Annotated in this window: 16 protein-coding genes; 10 read left to right on the forward strand and 6 right to left on the reverse strand. The window is 34.1% G+C overall.

All coding sequences use genetic code 11. The features are described 5' to 3' along the window. The first annotated feature begins 19 nt into the window (after positions 1 to 19). Positions 20 to 424, forward strand: coding sequence for a DUF6146 family protein (locus AC2DGP_RS14360; protein ID WP_484490753.1), 405 nt, complete (start codon positions 20 to 22; stop codon positions 422 to 424). Here AC2DGP_RS14360 and AC2DGP_RS14365 read toward each other — a convergent pair. After that, positions 411 to 791, reverse strand: a complete 381-nt coding sequence (locus tag AC2DGP_RS14365; RefSeq protein WP_484490754.1) for a DUF423 domain-containing protein — start codon at positions 789 to 791, stop codon at positions 411 to 413. The two genes, AC2DGP_RS14360 and AC2DGP_RS14365, sit on opposite strands and share 14 nt — an antisense overlap. Positions 792 to 920: 129 nt before the next feature. Here AC2DGP_RS14365 and AC2DGP_RS14370 point away from each other — a divergent pair, with 129 nt between their 5' ends. Then, positions 921 to 1,316 carry a rhodanese-like domain-containing protein gene (locus tag AC2DGP_RS14370; protein ID WP_484490755.1) on the forward strand — a complete coding sequence of 132 codons (396 nt, stop codon included), beginning with the start codon at positions 921 to 923 and terminating at the stop codon, positions 1,314 to 1,316. Positions 1,317 to 1,365: 49 nt separating this feature from the next. Beyond that, on the forward strand, positions 1,366 to 1,926 hold the full coding sequence (locus tag AC2DGP_RS14375) for a sugar O-acetyltransferase (protein ID WP_484490756.1): 561 nt from the start codon (positions 1,366 to 1,368) through the stop codon (positions 1,924 to 1,926). Between the two features lie 47 nt (positions 1,927 to 1,973). Here AC2DGP_RS14375 and AC2DGP_RS14380 read toward each other — a convergent pair whose 3' ends face one another. From AC2DGP_RS14380 to AC2DGP_RS14400, 5 genes are all read right to left on the reverse strand, one after another. Then, positions 1,974 to 2,684, reverse strand: coding sequence for a tRNA1(Val) (adenine(37)-N6)-methyltransferase (locus tag AC2DGP_RS14380; RefSeq protein ID WP_484490757.1), 711 nt, complete (start codon positions 2,682 to 2,684; stop codon positions 1,974 to 1,976). A 26-nt stretch (positions 2,685 to 2,710) separates the two neighbouring features. Beyond that, on the reverse strand, positions 2,711 to 3,235 hold the full coding sequence (gene rimM / locus AC2DGP_RS14385) for a ribosome maturation factor RimM (RefSeq protein ID WP_484490758.1): 525 nt from the start codon (positions 3,233 to 3,235) through the stop codon (positions 2,711 to 2,713). A 14-nt stretch (positions 3,236 to 3,249) separates the two neighbouring features. Then, complete coding sequence (locus AC2DGP_RS14390; RefSeq protein WP_484490759.1) at positions 3,250 to 3,789, reverse strand: 30S ribosomal protein S16; 540 nt, start codon at positions 3,787 to 3,789, stop codon at positions 3,250 to 3,252. Between the two features lie 135 nt (positions 3,790 to 3,924). After that, a complete protein-coding gene (locus AC2DGP_RS14395; RefSeq protein ID WP_484490760.1) occupies positions 3,925 to 5,460 on the reverse strand; it encodes a glycerol-3-phosphate dehydrogenase/oxidase in 1,536 nt (511 codons plus the stop codon). Further along, a complete protein-coding gene (locus AC2DGP_RS14400; RefSeq protein WP_484490761.1) occupies positions 5,453 to 6,217 on the reverse strand; it encodes a glycerophosphodiester phosphodiesterase family protein in 765 nt (254 codons plus the stop codon). The genes AC2DGP_RS14395 and AC2DGP_RS14400 overlap by 8 nt, the downstream gene beginning before the upstream one ends. Before the next feature lie 165 nt (positions 6,218 to 6,382). Between AC2DGP_RS14400 and AC2DGP_RS14405 the strand changes: the two genes are divergently transcribed. From AC2DGP_RS14405 to AC2DGP_RS14435, 7 genes are all read left to right on the forward strand, one after another. Continuing rightward, positions 6,383 to 6,850: a Dps family protein gene (locus AC2DGP_RS14405; protein WP_484490762.1), complete on the forward strand. Its 468-nt coding sequence runs from the start codon at positions 6,383 to 6,385 to the stop codon at positions 6,848 to 6,850. Between the two features lie 605 nt (positions 6,851 to 7,455). Then, entirely contained in the window at positions 7,456 to 11,955 is a 4,500-nt protein-coding gene (gene dnaE / locus AC2DGP_RS14410; RefSeq protein WP_484490763.1) for a DNA polymerase III subunit alpha, read from the forward strand. Then, positions 11,955 to 13,085 (forward strand): radical SAM family heme chaperone HemW, encoded by a 1,131-nt coding sequence (gene hemW / locus AC2DGP_RS14415; RefSeq protein WP_484490764.1) that lies wholly within the window; start codon positions 11,955 to 11,957, stop codon positions 13,083 to 13,085. The genes dnaE and hemW overlap by 1 nt, the downstream gene beginning before the upstream one ends. A 50-nt stretch (positions 13,086 to 13,135) precedes the next feature. Beyond that, positions 13,136 to 13,606 (forward strand): DUF2062 domain-containing protein, encoded by a 471-nt coding sequence (locus tag AC2DGP_RS14420; RefSeq protein ID WP_484490765.1) that lies wholly within the window; start codon positions 13,136 to 13,138, stop codon positions 13,604 to 13,606. Between the two features lie 47 nt (positions 13,607 to 13,653). Then, positions 13,654 to 14,004, forward strand: coding sequence for an MmcQ/YjbR family DNA-binding protein (locus tag AC2DGP_RS14425; protein WP_484490766.1), 351 nt, complete (start codon positions 13,654 to 13,656; stop codon positions 14,002 to 14,004). Positions 14,005 to 14,085: 81 nt separating this feature from the next. After that, positions 14,086 to 14,703: a GDSL-type esterase/lipase family protein gene (locus AC2DGP_RS14430; protein ID WP_484490767.1), complete on the forward strand. Its 618-nt coding sequence runs from the start codon at positions 14,086 to 14,088 to the stop codon at positions 14,701 to 14,703. Between the two features lie 29 nt (positions 14,704 to 14,732). Beyond that, positions 14,733 to 15,461, forward strand: coding sequence for an esterase family protein (locus AC2DGP_RS14435; RefSeq protein ID WP_484490768.1), 729 nt, complete (start codon positions 14,733 to 14,735; stop codon positions 15,459 to 15,461). Positions 15,462 to 15,469: the final 8 nt, after the last annotated feature.

Raw genomic sequence — 15,469 nt, forward strand, 5'->3', positions numbered from 1 at the left:
TGCTGTAAAATAATGAATTATGGTTCTGAGGTATATCTGTTTTTGCTGTGTTGTGGTCTTTATGGTTTCATGTAAAACTACAAAAGAGAAAGTGTCTTCTCAGGTTGATTCTGAAGAGGTGGTTGTAATTGCAAATGATAGTTTAGAATATGAGATCATTATTATTGATCAAGGTTTTCAAACGTACTTAAATAGTATTGCAAAACCTAGATGGTATTATTCTGATGAGTTTTATAGAACAAAGAATAAATTTTACGTCACAGAATGGAATATTAGAGCTAGAAATCCGCAAAGGTATTCACCTAATATATACGAGCAACAAATTGATTATGATGTGAATATAGATTACGGTATAGAAGTAGATTATAAACTTTATAATTATTTCAAGTTTGTGGAATATAAATATAAAGTTAAACCGTTTTAGATTTTATAAATCCAACAAGTAGTGTGACCCATGATCCGATCAAAACCAATCCTCCTAGCGGGGTTATAAACCAAATTGATTTTGCTGGAATACCTCCAATGGTGATTGCATAAATAGAACCAGAAAACAAAAATATTCCTGCTAATAAAGCAAAACTGGTGTAGGTTTTAATCTTCTCAGATAGTATCTGAGTAGTGTTTATAAATAACAATACTAATACATGATACATTTGATAACGTACGGCAGTTTCAAAACTTTTTAAAGAGTCATCAGACAGAATTTCTTTAAAAGCATGAGCACCAAAGGCACCAAGTATAATGGTTAGTATGCCTAGAACTGCGGTCGTAATTAATAAGGTTTTTCTCATCACTGTTTTTGTCTAAATATATGGCAAGATATGTTATAATTATTAGAATCAAAAAAGAATGAATAATGAGTGAATAGTTCTTATTAAGGTAGAAAATAATATGTAAATTTAGAATCTAAAATAGATGAAATGAAACATAATTTTACGATAATACTTATAATTCTAGGGACTGTTTTTGGGGGGTGTCAAAGAAAAGTAGATCAATCAGAGGTAGATCTTTCTGTAACTGAATTTGCAATTCAAATAAGAAATGGAAATAGCTTTTTGTTAGATGTAAGAACGCCAGAAGAAGTGATCACAGGAAAAATTAAAGGAGCAAAAGTATTGAATATTCTAGGACCCGAATTTGAAGAGCAATATATGTATTTACCAAAAGATAAAAAGCTTTATGTGTATTGTAGGTCGGGAAATCGAAGTAGAAAAGCGGTGAAATTTTTAAAAGATAAAGGTTATAAGTCGGTTTATCATTTAGATGGGGGAATGAATGCCTGGAAAAAGGAAGGTATGCCCGTTGGAGATGAATAGGTCTATTTGAAGTAATCTAAGTATTCACTATTTATCAATAATTGTAAAAATGAAATCTGAAAAAGAAAAAATGTTGTTTGGTGAATTGTACAATGCGGCGGATAGTGAATTGGTTCAAGAAAGAATTAATGCAAGGGAGTTATTAAAAGAATTTAATGACTCTAGTGAGAAGGATTTGAAATTGCGTAAAAAACTATTAGGTGTATTATTGCCTGAGGCAAAAGAGGAGATAGAAATACAACCACCATTTTTTTGTGATTATGGCTACAATATTAAATTGGGAGCAAAAGTTTATTTTAATTTCAATTGCGTGTTGTTAGATGTAATGCCTATAGAAATAGGACCAAGAACGTTAATAGGTCCTAATGTTCATATTTATACAGCTACCCATCCGATGGGATATAAAGAAAGAGCTTCAGGTTTGGAGTCGGCTAAGCCAATTTCAATAGGTGAAGATGTTTGGTTAGGAGGTAGCTCAGTCATTTGTCCTGGTGTAACAATAGGAGATAGAGTTGTTATTGGAGCAGGAAGTGTTGTTACTAGAGATATTCCAAACGATGTGTTTGCAGCGGGGAATCCGTGCAGGGTGATTAGGAGTTTAGAGGTTTAAATTTTGTGTGTTTCCCTAGGGCGTTGAGAAATGGATGTATCAGGAATTTACATCTTTAAATAAAAATCTTTTACCAAGTTTTTATAAGCTTCGGTATAGATATGTCTTTCAATTTCTATAGTGAGGGTTTCTTCAATAACAGTCTTTTTTGTTAAAGAAAACTCTAGTAGACTTCTTTTGATTGGACTGCTTTCATTTCCTTTAACTCTACAGATTCGATTTAAATGTAGACTTTGCTGTTTTGCTAGTCCAATAAATTTTTCCTCTTCTTTGAAAGGTATAATTACTTCAAATCTACCATTGTCGTCTAATAATTTAGATGCAGCATAGGTTAAATGTTCAAAAGGCATGGCATCTTCATACCGTGCTGTTGCGCGTTCACTATTTTCAGATGGATTTGAATCTGTGAAAAATGGAGGATTAGAAATTATCAAATCATAAGTATCCTCAATTTCTTGAGCATATTCTTGTATAGAAGCATGGTAACAGAATAACCTATCAGACCAATTACTGTTTTCGAAATTAGTAACGGCTTGTTCAAAAGCAGGTCCATCTATTTCTACGGCTTCAATTATCTGAGCGTTGCTTCTCTGTGCTAACATCAAACTTATTATTCCGGTTCCTGTTCCTAAATCTAGTACTGAAAATTCATCAGCAACTGTAGCCCAGGCACCTAGTAAAACACCATCTGTCCCAATTTTCATGGCACATTGATCTTGTTCAATTGTGAATTCTTTGAATTGAAAAGGTTTACTCATCAGTAACGGAATAAAATTGTAGGTTTTTATAGGTACATGTCCACCAAACCTTCCGGTGTTTTTAAAAACATGATTTCGTTTTCTCGATCTACTTTTATGATAAATTCATCGAGCATAGGGATTAACATTTGTGCAGTCCCAAATTCAACTTCAAATAAAGGTTGAGCAGTCGTGGCATTTACACCAGTTATTGTGCCAATAGCTCCGTGCTTTTCATCTTCAACTTGGAATCCAATTATTTCATGGAAGTAGAATTTTTTACCAGTAAGTTTCGGCAGCATGGTAAGCGGTAGATAAATCCCAGCCTTTAATATAGCATCCGCATCTTCTTCATTTTCTATGGTTTCAAATCTAACGCGTAGTTGATTCCCTTTTTGTAGTAATGAAGATTCAATAAAAAATGGAATCAAGTTATTGCCAAGGTTGACAAAAACTGATTCCATTTCTTGGTACAATTCAGGTTCGTCCGTATCAAGTTTGATAACGACTTCTCCCTTAAAACTGTGTTTTCTAACGATTCTGCCTAAATAAAAACAATCTTCTTTACGCATATCGCTAAAATGATTTACTCAGCAGCTTTTTCTTCAGTTGCATCTGCTTCTGGAGCAGCTTCTTCAGTTGCTTGAGCAGCAGCTTCAGCTTTTAAAGCATCTTCAGCAGCCTGAGCGTCATCAATTCTTTTTTGGTTTACTGCTTGTTCAGCTGCGAAAGCTTTTGCTTTAGCCTCTGCCTCTGCTGCAGATAATCCATCTTTTTTAGCTTGGATTCTTGCTTCTTTTTCAGCAACCCATGCATTGAATTTTTCTTCAGCTTGCTCTTCAGTAATAGCTCCTTTACGAACTCCACCAACCAAGTGATTTTTCAACATTGCACCTTTGTAAGATAAAATTGCTTTCGCAGTATCTGTAGGTTGTGCTCCGTTTTGTAACCATTGTACAGCTCCATCAACATCTAAATCGATAGTTGCAGGATTTGTGTTTGGGTTGTAAGTTCCTAATTTTGCTAAGAATTTACCATCTCTTTTAGAACGAGCATCTGCTGCTACGATTGCGTAAAATGGTTTTCCTTTCTTACCGTTTCTTTGTAGTCTAATTTTTACTGACATAATTTAAATTTTAAGGTTCTCGACCTTGATTATTAATGAGCTGCAAAAATACACTTTTTTATCAATACAACGTAAAATTTCACAAAAAAATAATACTCTGTAATTCAGGTGGTTGTGTTGTGTGTATCTAGGGTGTTAGATGCAGTATGTTCTTGCAGTAAGTTCAAAACGTTTTACTTCTTCCAGGGCCCACCCGTCTGGCTTGTGGAGTTCTGTAGCTAATAGTTGAGCTATGATTGGAGCCACTGAGATACTTGCCTGTGCGTCTAAGAATAGAAGCCTTGTTCTTCGGGCTAGTAAATCTTCAATGGTTTTCGCTTTTTCGTATCGAATAGAGAAAATGATTTGGCCTTTGGTTATTTCGTATTTTGGATGAATTTTGTCTTGATACGATTTCTTTCCTTGAATTAATTTTTTAATTTCTATGGCGTCAGTTCCGTAGATACTTAATTCTTTATGAATCGTAGCGTTTTTATCGTAACCATGTAGTTTTAATGTAGCGGTAGGGGACTTTATTCTTGGCAGCGAAACTAAGGTTGAAGCAGTGTTGATTACATCTTTTGCCATTTTTCTATAGGTAGTCCATTTACCTCCCATGATACTCACTAGTCCGCTATCACTCACTTCAATTCGATGTTCTCTTGAAATCTCCGAAGTATTATTGGGATTTCCAGAGCTAGCTAAAGGTCTGATACCTGTAAAAATACTTTTGATATCTTTTTTTGTTGGGTTTTTGGTTAGGTATTGAGCCGCATGGTTTAACAGAAATTCGATTTCATTTTCTTGAGCAGTTGGATCCAAGGGGTATTTGTTAATGGGGGTGTCGGTTGTACCGATTAATAGTTTCTCATGCCAAGGAACAGCAAATAGTACTCTTCCGTCTTTGGTATGAGGTATCATAATGGCTTTGTTTCCGGGCAGAAACTCCTTGTCTAGAACTATATGGACGCCTTGACTTCCCTTCATTATTTTGGTGCTTTTGAGATTGTCTTTCCTTCTGATGTTGTCTGCATACACACCTGTTGCATTTATGATGACTTTTGCTGTTATGTTAGTTTTAGTTCCTGTTTCAATGTCCTCTATGGTTCCACCGTTTATTTTGTTTTTGGACTTTGTAAAGTTGTTGAATTTTGTATAATTTAATAAAGTGGCTCCGTGATTTTCTGCCGTACGCATCATGCTAATTAATAGTCTTGTATCATCAAACTGTCCATCGTGATATAATACGCCTCCTTGCAAGTTCTTTTGCTCTATCGTAGGCAGATGTTTTATCGTTTCTTGTTTAGATAGGAATATAGAATCTCCAAAGCTTTCTTTACGAGCTAGTAGGTCATATAATTTAAGACCAATGCCGTAGAAAGGGCCTTCCCACCAATCGTAATTTGGTACAATAAACTCTAAATCATGTACAATGTGAGGCGCATTCTTTTTTAAAATAGCTCTTTCTTTTAGTGACTCCATTACTAAACTAATATTCCCTTGTTGCAAGTATCTTACACCTCCATGAATAAGTTTTGTGCTTTTACTAGAAGTACCTTTCCCAAAATCACTTTGCTCAACTAAAAGTGTTTTGTAACCTCTAGATGCGGAATCAATTGCAGCTCCAATACCTGTTGCCCCTCCTCCAATGATAAGAACATCCCAAGTGATGCTTTCTATTTTTTTATTCATGTTTATGATGTGCTAATTGTTGTTGTAACCAAACGGGACGATCTGTTGTAATTGCGTCTGCTCCGAATTGTAGAAATTGTAATGCTTTTTGGGCTGTATTGATAGTCCATATATATTCTAGCAAATGATGATTTTTTATTTTTTGAATGTAATTTTTATTAGCAATAGCACCTGCCCATAGATTCAAGCCGTCAAAATTAGCGAGCTTCGCTTTTGTAATGTATTCATCAAGAGGAAGCATCTCTGATATTGTTTTGGATGTGTAATCTAAATCCAAAAGCCATAGACAATTAGAATTTGGGAATTTTTGTTTTATAATTGCTAAGGTTTTATAATTAAAGCAGATTAATTCTACTTTGCTGTGATGGACGTTTTTTAATTCTTTAATTAAAAAAGGTATAATGCTATGATTACTTTTAATTTCAATTACGAGAATACCATGTTTGGGGATTATTTTTATAATTTCTGAGATGCTTGGTATCCTTGTGTTTGCCCATTTTTCAGCTTTCCAATTCCCTACATCTAGAGTTTTTAATGTACTGAGGTTTTCTTCTTTAACAGTAAAGTTTTGACCTGAAATTTTTGATGTGTTTGCATCATGGATTGCAACAATTCTATTATCTTTAGTGAGATGAACATCAATTTCTACGCGAATTATATGTTGTTGCCAAGCAAGGGTGATTGCTGGCAAAGTGTTTTCGGGTGCATCATATGAGGCGCCTCTATGAGCAATTATTTTTGAGTTGATGTCTATCATCTGTTACAAGTTTAGTCAATATTCTTGAGACTAGGCAGAGTAATTTATTTAAAACAAAATAGTTTTTAGTGATGATAAAATAAAAACTATCAATTTGTTTTATGCGTTGGTTTTGACGATCTTTGAAGTATCAAAAAGAATAGAAATAATTTAAAACAAAATATAATGAAAAATAGTATTGGAATAGAAAAGGAAAAAGCAGAAGGGTTGGTTGTTAAATTGAATCAATTATTGGCGGATTATCAATTGTTTTATCAGAACGTAAGAGGGTTTCACTGGAATATTAAGGGAAAAGATTTTTTTGAATTGCACTTGAAATTTGAAGAGTTTTATGATGATGCAGTTATTAAAATTGATGAAATTGCGGAAAGGATACTAACTTTAGAAGGAGAGCCGCTTCATACATTTAGTGATTATTTAAAAAACGCCAAAATAGAAGAGGCTAAGGGGGTAACTGATGGAACAAAAGGAGTTGAAACAGTTTTGAAAAATTTTGCTGTATTAATTAGTCAAGAGCGTGCTATCTTAGCGCACGCTGGGGATGCAGATGATGAAGGAACAGCAAGCTTAATGAGTGATTATATTACTGAGACGGAAAAAACAATATGGATGTTGAATTCATATTTACGCTAAAAAATAATTTCTGAAAGAAAAAAGCAGTGTTTAGATACACTGCTTTTTTTTGATTTGTTTTTATTTTGTTTAGATAAGTTTGATTTGGTAATTAACAAATGATAATAATTGATTGTTTTTGGTAAATATATGTTAATAAATAGGTCGGTATTTAGTGAATCTTATTTTTTTTGAGCGCTTAGGTCTTATTTTTGCATTCAAGATGTTTGAGGAGAAATTTGTTCTCAAGGTTTTACTAACAATATTATTTTAGTTTTATGAAAGGCAAGGTATGTTATCAGTGTAATTCTAATGATCGTGTAACGAAGGAATCATTTGTGTTAAGTTTGTTGAGGGTTGTTGGTATAAGAAAATACCGATGTAGAAATTGCTATAGTAGATATGTATATCTAAGTTTAGTACATAGGTCATACAAATTTTAAGATTTGAAATAGTTTTTCCAATTACAAGAAAGAATTTAAAAATATAAAATAGGGTCAGATATAGTCTGACTCTATTTTTTTTGTTTGAATTTTTGAGTAGCCATTGTTGATAAAATTCAAACGGTTGGTCAATAAATATTTGTACTTTTAAACCTTCTTAATCACAGAGCACACCATACTTTTATGTATTTAATATTTGACACTGAAACTACCGGGTTACCAAAGAGTTATAAGGCTCCTATGACCGATATCGAAAACTGGCCTAGATGTATACAAATTGCTTGGCAATTGCATGATGATTTAGGGAATGTGGTAGAGCATGATAATTTTATGGTGCAACCAGAAGGATTCAATATTCCTTTTGATTCTGAGAAAATTCATGGTATATCAACAGAATTGGCGCAAGAGCAAGGAATCACTCTGAAAGAAGGGCTAGAGCGGTTTAATAAAGTATTAGAGCATACGAAGTTTTTAGTTGGGCAAAATGTAACATTTGATGTTAACATAATGGGAGCTGAATTTATTCGTGCTGGAATACAACCTAATTTTAAGGCATTTGAATTTGATAGTTTTAATTTAGAAGATTACAACTTTAGTACCAAAGCTCCAGCCAATAGAGCAATGTCTATTGATGATTTAAAGGAAGATGATAAAAATAGCTTAGGGATTTTAGATACCTGTACAGAAGTAACTGCTGCGATGTGTCAGATTCCTGGAGGTAGAGGAGGGAAGTTTAAGCTACCAACGCTAACGGAGCTACACAATTATTTGTTTGGAGTTGGTTTTGGTGAAGCTCATAACGCAACAGCTGATGTTGAAGCAACAACTCGATGCTTTTTTGAATTGCTAAGGAGAGAGCGTTTTACAAAAGAGCAACTTGATGTAACTCCGGAATATTTTGTTGATTTTAAAAAACAGAATCCAAACCCGATTGAGGTAATTGGATTGAAGCACTTAAATCTTAAACAAGAAAGTGATAAGATAAGAAAACGGCAGTCTGAACAAGAAGGAGCTGCAGGGAAAGGGATTAATGTAAAGGAAAGTCTTGAACAGTTAAAGAATGTGTCTTTCGGACATTTACATAATCACACGCAATATTCGATATTGCAATCTACTATAGAAATAGGAGCCTTAGTAAATACAGCGGGTAAGTATAATATGTCTGCTGTGGCCATGACGGATACGGCAAATATGATGGCTGCTTTTCATTTTACGAATGCGGTTGATAAATATAATAAAGGTCTTAAAGCAAAAAGAGAAGAAGCTGAAGAGGCAGGAGAAACATTTGAAGGAAAAGACTTAGTTCCTATTGTTGGTTGCGAATTTAATGTTTGTAAAAATCATTTAGACAAGTCTCAAAAAGATAATGGATATCAAGTTGTTCTTTTGGCAAAGAATAGAAATGGATATCAAAACTTGGCAAAAATGTCTTCTACGGCCTTTGTGGATGGTTTCTATTATGTACCTCGTATAGATAGGAATATCATTGAGAAATACAAAGAGGATGTAATTGTGCTTACAGGTAGTTTATTAGGTGAAGTACCTAGTAAGATATTAAATGTTGGTGAAAAACAGGCAGAAGAAGCTTTAGTTTGGTGGAAGGAGCAATTTGGAGATGACCTTTATATTGAATTAATGCGTCACGGTCAAGAGGATGAAAATGTTGTGAACAAGGTATTGTTAAAGTTTGCAGAACAGTATAATGTAAAGACTGTTGCAACAAATAATACCTTTTATATAAGTAAGGAAGATGCAAATGCACATGATATTTTATTGTGTGTAAAGGATGGTGAAAAGCAAGCTACTCCAAAAGGAAGAGGAAGGGGCTATAGATTTGGGCTGCCAAATGATGAGTATTATTTCAAGTCTCCGGATGAGATGAAAGAATTGTTTGCTGATATTCCTGAAGCTATCACTAATATCGAGGAATTGGTAGGTAAGATTACACCATTTACTCTTGCAAGTGATGTATTGTTGCCTGCGTTTGATATTCCGGAGCAATTTCAAGACAAGAAAGATCTTGAGGATGGTGGAAAGCGGGGTGAAAATAATTTTCTTGGACACCTTGTGTATGAAGGAGCAAAGAAGCGTTATGGAGAAATTACACCAGAGATAAAAGAACGCTTAGATTTAGAATTAGATGTTATTGAGAAAACCGGATATCCAGGTTATTTCTTGATTGTTGAAGATTTTATTAGAGCGGCTCGGGATATGGGAGTTTCAGTGGGGCCAGGACGTGGGTCTGCCGCAGGTTCGGTTGCTGCTTATTGTTTATGGATTACCAATATAGATCCAATAAAGTATGATTTGCTTTTTGAGCGTTTCTTGAATCCAGAACGTATTTCCATGCCCGATATTGATATTGATTTTGATGATGAGGGACGTGGACGTGTTATTGATTATGTAATTGATAAGTATGGAGCGAATCAGGTAGCACAGATTATTACCTATGGTACCATGGCTGCAAAATCATCTATTAGAGATACAGCGCGAGTTTTAGATTTACCATTATATGAGGCGGATAGAGTAGCGAAACTTATTCCAGGAATGAAATTGAAAAAGATTTTTGGACTGGATGATAAGGCATTAGCGGATAAATTACGCTCTGAAGAAATTGAAATGGTTAATGAGTTGAAGCGTATTTCAGATGGAAACGATTTGACTGCTGAAACTGTTAATAAAGCTAGAATATTAGAGGGATCCGTTAGGAATACGGGTATTCATGCTTGTGGGGTAATCATTACACCAGATGATATTACAAAGTACGTACCCGTTTCGGTGGCAAAAGATTCGGATATGTATGTCACCCAGTTTGATAACTCGGTGGTAGAGGATGCCGGTCTGTTAAAAATGGACTTCTTGGGTCTGAAGACCCTTACCTTAATCAAACATACTTGTAAAATTGTCAAAGCACGTCATAATGTAGATTTAGATCCTGAGTCTTTCCCAATAGATGATGTAAAAACATATGAGCTTTTCCAAAGAGGAGAAACGGTTGGTATATTTCAGTATGAATCTCCTGGGATGCAAAAATATATGCGTGAATTGAAGCCGACAGTTTTTGCGGATTTAATTGCAATGAACGCCTTGTATAGACCAGGACCTTTGGAGTATATACCTAGTTTTATCAATCGTAAACATGGTGTAGAGGAGATATTGTATGATTTGCCTGCTGAAGAGTACAAGAATCGTTTGGCAGAAACCTATGGTATTACAGTATATCAAGAGCAAGTAATGTTGCTTTCTCAAGATCTAGCTGGCTTTACAAAAGGTCAAGCGGATACCCTGCGTAAGGCGATGGGTAAAAAACAGATTGCGGTGCTAGCTAAGATGAAACCATTATTTGTCAACCAGGCCGCTGAAAGAGGACATGATGAAAAAGCTTTAGAGAAAATATGGAAGGATTGGGAGGCATTTGCATCTTATGCTTTTAATAAATCTCACTCTACGTGTTATGCATGGATTGCTTATCAGACAGCATATTTAAAAGCACATTACCCAGCAGAATATATGGCTGCCGTGCTTACGAATAATATGAATGATATCAAACAGGTTGCCTTTTTTATGGAAGAGTGTAAACGTGGAGGTTTAACCGTGTTAGGTCCGGATATCAATGAGTCGTACCTGAAATTCTCTGTTAATGAAGAAGGAGCAATCCGTTTTGGTATGGGGGCGATCAAAGGAGTAGGAGGGGCTGCTGTAGAAGAAATTATTAGAGAAAGAAAAGAAAATGGAAATTATACTTCCATTTTTGATGTTGTAAAAAGAATAGATTTAAGAGTTGCAGGAAAGAAAGCTGTTGAAGGTTTGATATTGGCCGGAGGTTTTGATTCTTTTAAGAGTACTCATAGAGCACAATATTATGTTCAAGATGAGAAAGGAGCTACTTTTCTTGAGAAAGCCTTAAAGTTTGGGAATAAGTACCAAGAAAGTCAAAATTCATCTCAGGTATCTTTATTTGGTGAAGCTTCTGCGGTAACTTTCCCAGAGCCAGATATTCCGGGTTGTGATACTTGGGGAACTATGGAATTGTTGGCTCGAGAAAAAGAGGTAACAGGAATGTATATCTCTGCACATCCATTAGATGATTTCAAAAATGAAATGCGTTTTTGTAATACAACGTTGGCTGCTTTTAAAGGAGATTTAACTAAATATTTGGGACATAAATTAAGTATTGGTGCTATTTTAACAGGAGTAGAGCATCGGGTTTCAAAAATGGGTAAAGGCTGGGCAACTTTTACGGTAGAGGATTATGGAGATAGTCATGAATTTAGAATTTTTGGAAATGAATACTTGCAATTCAGACCGTTTTTAACAGAGAATACCTTTTTGTATATCAACGCTGTTTTACAACCGGGATGGACAAATAAAGAAACGGGTGTTCAGGGGGAGCCGAGATTGAAGTTTACTAATTTCATGTTACTTCATGATGTTATGGACGAGAAATGTGAGAAAATAACAGTGCAGTTAAACATGAACGAAGTAACAGAAGAATATGTTCGGTTTTTGTATGAAGTGTTGTCGGATTATTCTATAGCTGGGAAACAAAAATTATCTTTTACCATACGAGAACAAAGAGAAAAAATTGATTTAACAATGCCAAGTAGAGGAATGAAAATCAATGCATCCCCAGAGTTTTTTAGTCGCATGGAGAAAGAAAATATTCGATATAAAATTAATTAATGGCCGGAATATATATTCACATCCCTTTTTGTAAGCAGGCTTGTCATTATTGTGATTTTCATTTTTCTACATCTTTGAAGAATAAAGAAGCAATGTTGGGAGCAATTCATAAAGAACTAAAGGATAGGTCTAAGGATTTCAAAGATCAGGAGATTAAAACAATTTATTTTGGTGGTGGAACACCTAGTTTGTTGTTGCAGCAGGAAATAGATGCTATGTTAGAAGTGGTTTTTGAGAATTTTTCTGTTTGTGAAACTCCAGAAATTACGTTAGAAGCAAATCCTGATGATTTAAATTTAGGAGCAATAAAGGAGCTTTCTGTGTCAAGGGTGAATAGATTGAGTATTGGTGTGCAGTCTTTTTTTGAGGAGGATTTAAAAATGATGAATAGAGCACACAATGCAATGGAAGCTAAAACTTGTTTGGAAGAAGCATCAAAGTATTTTGATAATATTACCGTAGATTTAATTTATGGAATTCCCGGTTTAACAGAGGAACGCTGGCAGCAAAATATGGATACTGTTTTTGATTTAGGGATAAATCATATTTCTTGTTATGCTTTGACGGTTGAGGAAAAAACTGCCTTGGCGAGTTTTATTAAAAACAAAGTGTATCCGCCTTTGGATGAAGCATTGGCTTTAAAACATTTCAACTCTCTAGTTTTTCAGGCTAAGAAAAATGGTTTTGTGCATTATGAGATTTCTAATTTTGGAAAACCTGGTTATTTTTCGGAACATAATTCTTCGTATTGGAAAGGAGATTGTTATTTAGGAGTTGGTCCTTCCGCTCATTCTTATTATGATCAAAAGCGCTTTTGGAATATCTCAAATAATTCAAAATATATTAAATCCGTACAATCTGGTGAGGAATATTTTGAAAAAGAGGTGTTGTCTGTTTGTGATATGTTTAATGAAACAGTGATGATTGGTTTGAGAACTATTTATGGGGTAAGCTTAGAACAGGTTAAGAACGATTTTGGGTTGACTTTTTATGATTACCTTTTAAATCAAGCGGATGTTTTTATAAAAGATGCTACCTTAGAGGTTGAAGCAGGAATTTTAAAAACAACTCAAAAAGGTAAGTTTTTAGCAGATGGTATCGCCTCTCAGTTATTTTTTATTCAGGATTAATTTGTAATTAAAGGAGGAGAATCAGGACAGAATACTTGTTCGGAATTGTTATGAAATATTTTAAAAAAAACATACACAGATTAAAAACTGCCTTAAAAAAAGGATTGACACCTCATCAATTGGCATTGAGTATATCCTTAGCAGTTATGTTGACTCTTTTTCCAATATATGGAATTACCATATTGATATTTACCATGATTACGGTTCCATTACGGTTAAATTTGAGTATCATGATTGCGGTTAATTTTTTGATAGAGCCATTGCGATTTATATTGTTTATTCCGCTTATGAAAATTGGGTTAGAAATAATGGGAGAGACAGTTGTGCCGTTTACTTTTGAAACTTTACAAAGGAGTTTTGATGTTAGTTTTTGGAAGACATTGCAGTCTTTCTCTAAAGCGTTTTTGCATGCCTTTGTTGGTTGGGTTTGTGTTGTGATCCCCATGTCTTTTGTATTGTATTTTAGTTTGCGAACGATATTTAAACATGCTAGGAAAAAGAAGGCTAGTTTAGGGTTTTAAGTTTAGAGAGTTCATTTTTATTATATATTATCAAAACATGTTTTTTTATGAATGTTGAAAAACTAAGAGATTATTGTTTGTCTAAGCCACATGTAACCGAGGAGTTTCCATTTGATGAGGTAACATTGGTGTTTAAGGTAGCTAATAAGATGTTTGCATTAACGGGATTAGAAAAGCTACCTGCCTCTGTAAATTTAAAATGTGATCCAGAAAAATCATTGGATTTACAGGATTCCTATGAGCAAATAAAACCAGGATATCATATGAATAAAAGGCATTGGATAACGGTTGAGTATACCAATTTACAAGATGCTTTTTTGTATGAGTTGGTAGATCATTCCTATGATTTGGTAGTGAGTAGTATGACTAAAAAAATGCGCAAAGAATTTAATTTGTAGAAATCAAAATTATTAACTTAAGTTCTGATGTTATTGAGATGTTTTTAATACATTTAAAATAATATTTAAAAGAGTTGACTTGTGTTTTGGTATCATGAAGATTTAGAAAGGTTGGAGAGAGAAATTGCATTGCTGGATGAAGATCCAAAAATGATATTTTATGGGAGTTCTTCGTTTAGGTTGTGGGATAATTTGACAAATATTTTTAAAGAGTATAAGCCGATTAATTTGGGTTTTGGTGGATCTACTTTAGGAGCATGTACTTGGTTTTTTGATCGAGTATTTGAAAACATCAAAAAGCCTGAGGCGATTGTAGTATATGCAGGAGATAATGATTTAGGCGACAATCGACACCCTGAAGAGGTGGTTCTTTTTTTTGAAAACCTACTTGCGAAAATTAGAGATAAATACGGAAATATTCCTTGTACCTATATTTCAATTAAACCAAGTATTAGTAGATGGTATTTGTCTGATAGTATTCGATATACAAATAGTAATATTAAAGAAATTTGTTTAAAGGACGAGAATTTTCATTTTGTAAATATTTATGATGATATGCTAGATGAAAATGGTTATCCTGATGGTAAATATTTTATAGAAGATGGGTTGCATTTGAGCAAAAAAGGATATCAACTTTGGGCTCAAAAGTTGAAAGAGAAAAAAGAAATATTTCCTGAGAAAATTAAAGTAAAAATGTGATGTAATCCAAATTATTCTAGATATATGCTATGAAAAGAGAATATCATAAATGGTATAGTCCCAATTTAGAAAAAGAAATGGAATTGCTTGTTTTTGGCCATTCTGGAACTAAAGTGCTTTTTTTTCCGCCTCGTATGGGGAGATTTTATGATTATGAAAATTGGAATGTTGTTGAATCTTTGTCGGATAAAATAGAGCAAGGTTTTTTACAGTTATATTGTGTTGACAGCGTCGATTTAGAGTCTTTTTATAATAATTTTAGTCACCCCGGCTATAGAATTTTTAGACATACTCAATATGAGAAGTATATAATAAGAGAGGTGGTTCCGTTAAGTGATAAGTTGAATTCTAGTTCTCATTTGATTTCTGCGGGTTGTAGTTTGGGGGCTTATCATGCGGTGAATATTGCCATGAGGCATCCTCATTTATTTTGTAAGGTGGTCGGTATGAGTGGGCGTTATGATTTGACTGAATCCAAAGGTTGTTTTCAGGATTTATTAAGTGGTTATCATGATACAGAGGTGTATTTTAATATGCCAAATCAATATTTAAAAAATTTGCATGATCCTCAGATTTTGAAGGAACTTAGACGTATGGATATAGTTCTTGCAATAGGAAAAGAGGATTTGTTTTTAGCTAGTAATTTTCTTTTGAGTGGCATTCTTAAATCTAAAAACATAAGTCATTGCTTGTATGAGTGGGATGAAGAAGCGCATAAAGCCAGATATTGGCGAAAAATGGTGAAAATTTATATTTAAACTAAGGT

It is taken from the genome of Flavicella sp. IMCC45537 (assembly GCF_057197705.1).

What these genes read in the sequence shown, in the direction of transcription:
- AC2DGP_RS14360 (WP_484490753.1), top strand. Translation starts at nt 20, where the DNA reads ATGGTTCTGAGGTATATCTGTTTTTGCTGTGTTGTGGTCTTTATGGTT.
- AC2DGP_RS14365 (WP_484490754.1), bottom strand. Translation starts at nt 791, where the DNA reads ATGAGAAAAACCTTATTAATTACGACCGCAGTTCTAGGCATACTAACC.
- AC2DGP_RS14370 (WP_484490755.1), top strand. Translation starts at nt 921, where the DNA reads ATGAAACATAATTTTACGATAATACTTATAATTCTAGGGACTGTTTTT.
- AC2DGP_RS14375 (WP_484490756.1), top strand. Translation starts at nt 1,366, where the DNA reads ATGAAATCTGAAAAAGAAAAAATGTTGTTTGGTGAATTGTACAATGCG.
- AC2DGP_RS14380 (WP_484490757.1), bottom strand. Translation starts at nt 2,684, where the DNA reads ATGAGTAAACCTTTTCAATTCAAAGAATTCACAATTGAACAAGATCAA.
- rimM (WP_484490758.1), bottom strand. Translation starts at nt 3,235, where the DNA reads ATGCGTAAAGAAGATTGTTTTTATTTAGGCAGAATCGTTAGAAAACAC.
- AC2DGP_RS14390 (WP_484490759.1), bottom strand. Translation starts at nt 3,789, where the DNA reads ATGTCAGTAAAAATTAGACTACAAAGAAACGGTAAGAAAGGAAAACCA.
- AC2DGP_RS14395 (WP_484490760.1), bottom strand. Translation starts at nt 5,460, where the DNA reads ATGAATAAAAAAATAGAAAGCATCACTTGGGATGTTCTTATCATTGGA.
- AC2DGP_RS14400 (WP_484490761.1), bottom strand. Translation starts at nt 6,217, where the DNA reads ATGATAGACATCAACTCAAAAATAATTGCTCATAGAGGCGCCTCATAT.
- AC2DGP_RS14405 (WP_484490762.1), top strand. Translation starts at nt 6,383, where the DNA reads ATGAAAAATAGTATTGGAATAGAAAAGGAAAAAGCAGAAGGGTTGGTT.
- dnaE (WP_484490763.1), top strand. Translation starts at nt 7,456, where the DNA reads ATGTATTTAATATTTGACACTGAAACTACCGGGTTACCAAAGAGTTAT.
- hemW (WP_484490764.1), top strand. Translation starts at nt 11,955, where the DNA reads ATGGCCGGAATATATATTCACATCCCTTTTTGTAAGCAGGCTTGTCAT.
- AC2DGP_RS14420 (WP_484490765.1), top strand. Translation starts at nt 13,136, where the DNA reads ATGAAATATTTTAAAAAAAACATACACAGATTAAAAACTGCCTTAAAA.
- AC2DGP_RS14425 (WP_484490766.1), top strand. Translation starts at nt 13,654, where the DNA reads ATGAATGTTGAAAAACTAAGAGATTATTGTTTGTCTAAGCCACATGTA.
- AC2DGP_RS14435 (WP_484490768.1), top strand. Translation starts at nt 14,733, where the DNA reads ATGAAAAGAGAATATCATAAATGGTATAGTCCCAATTTAGAAAAAGAA.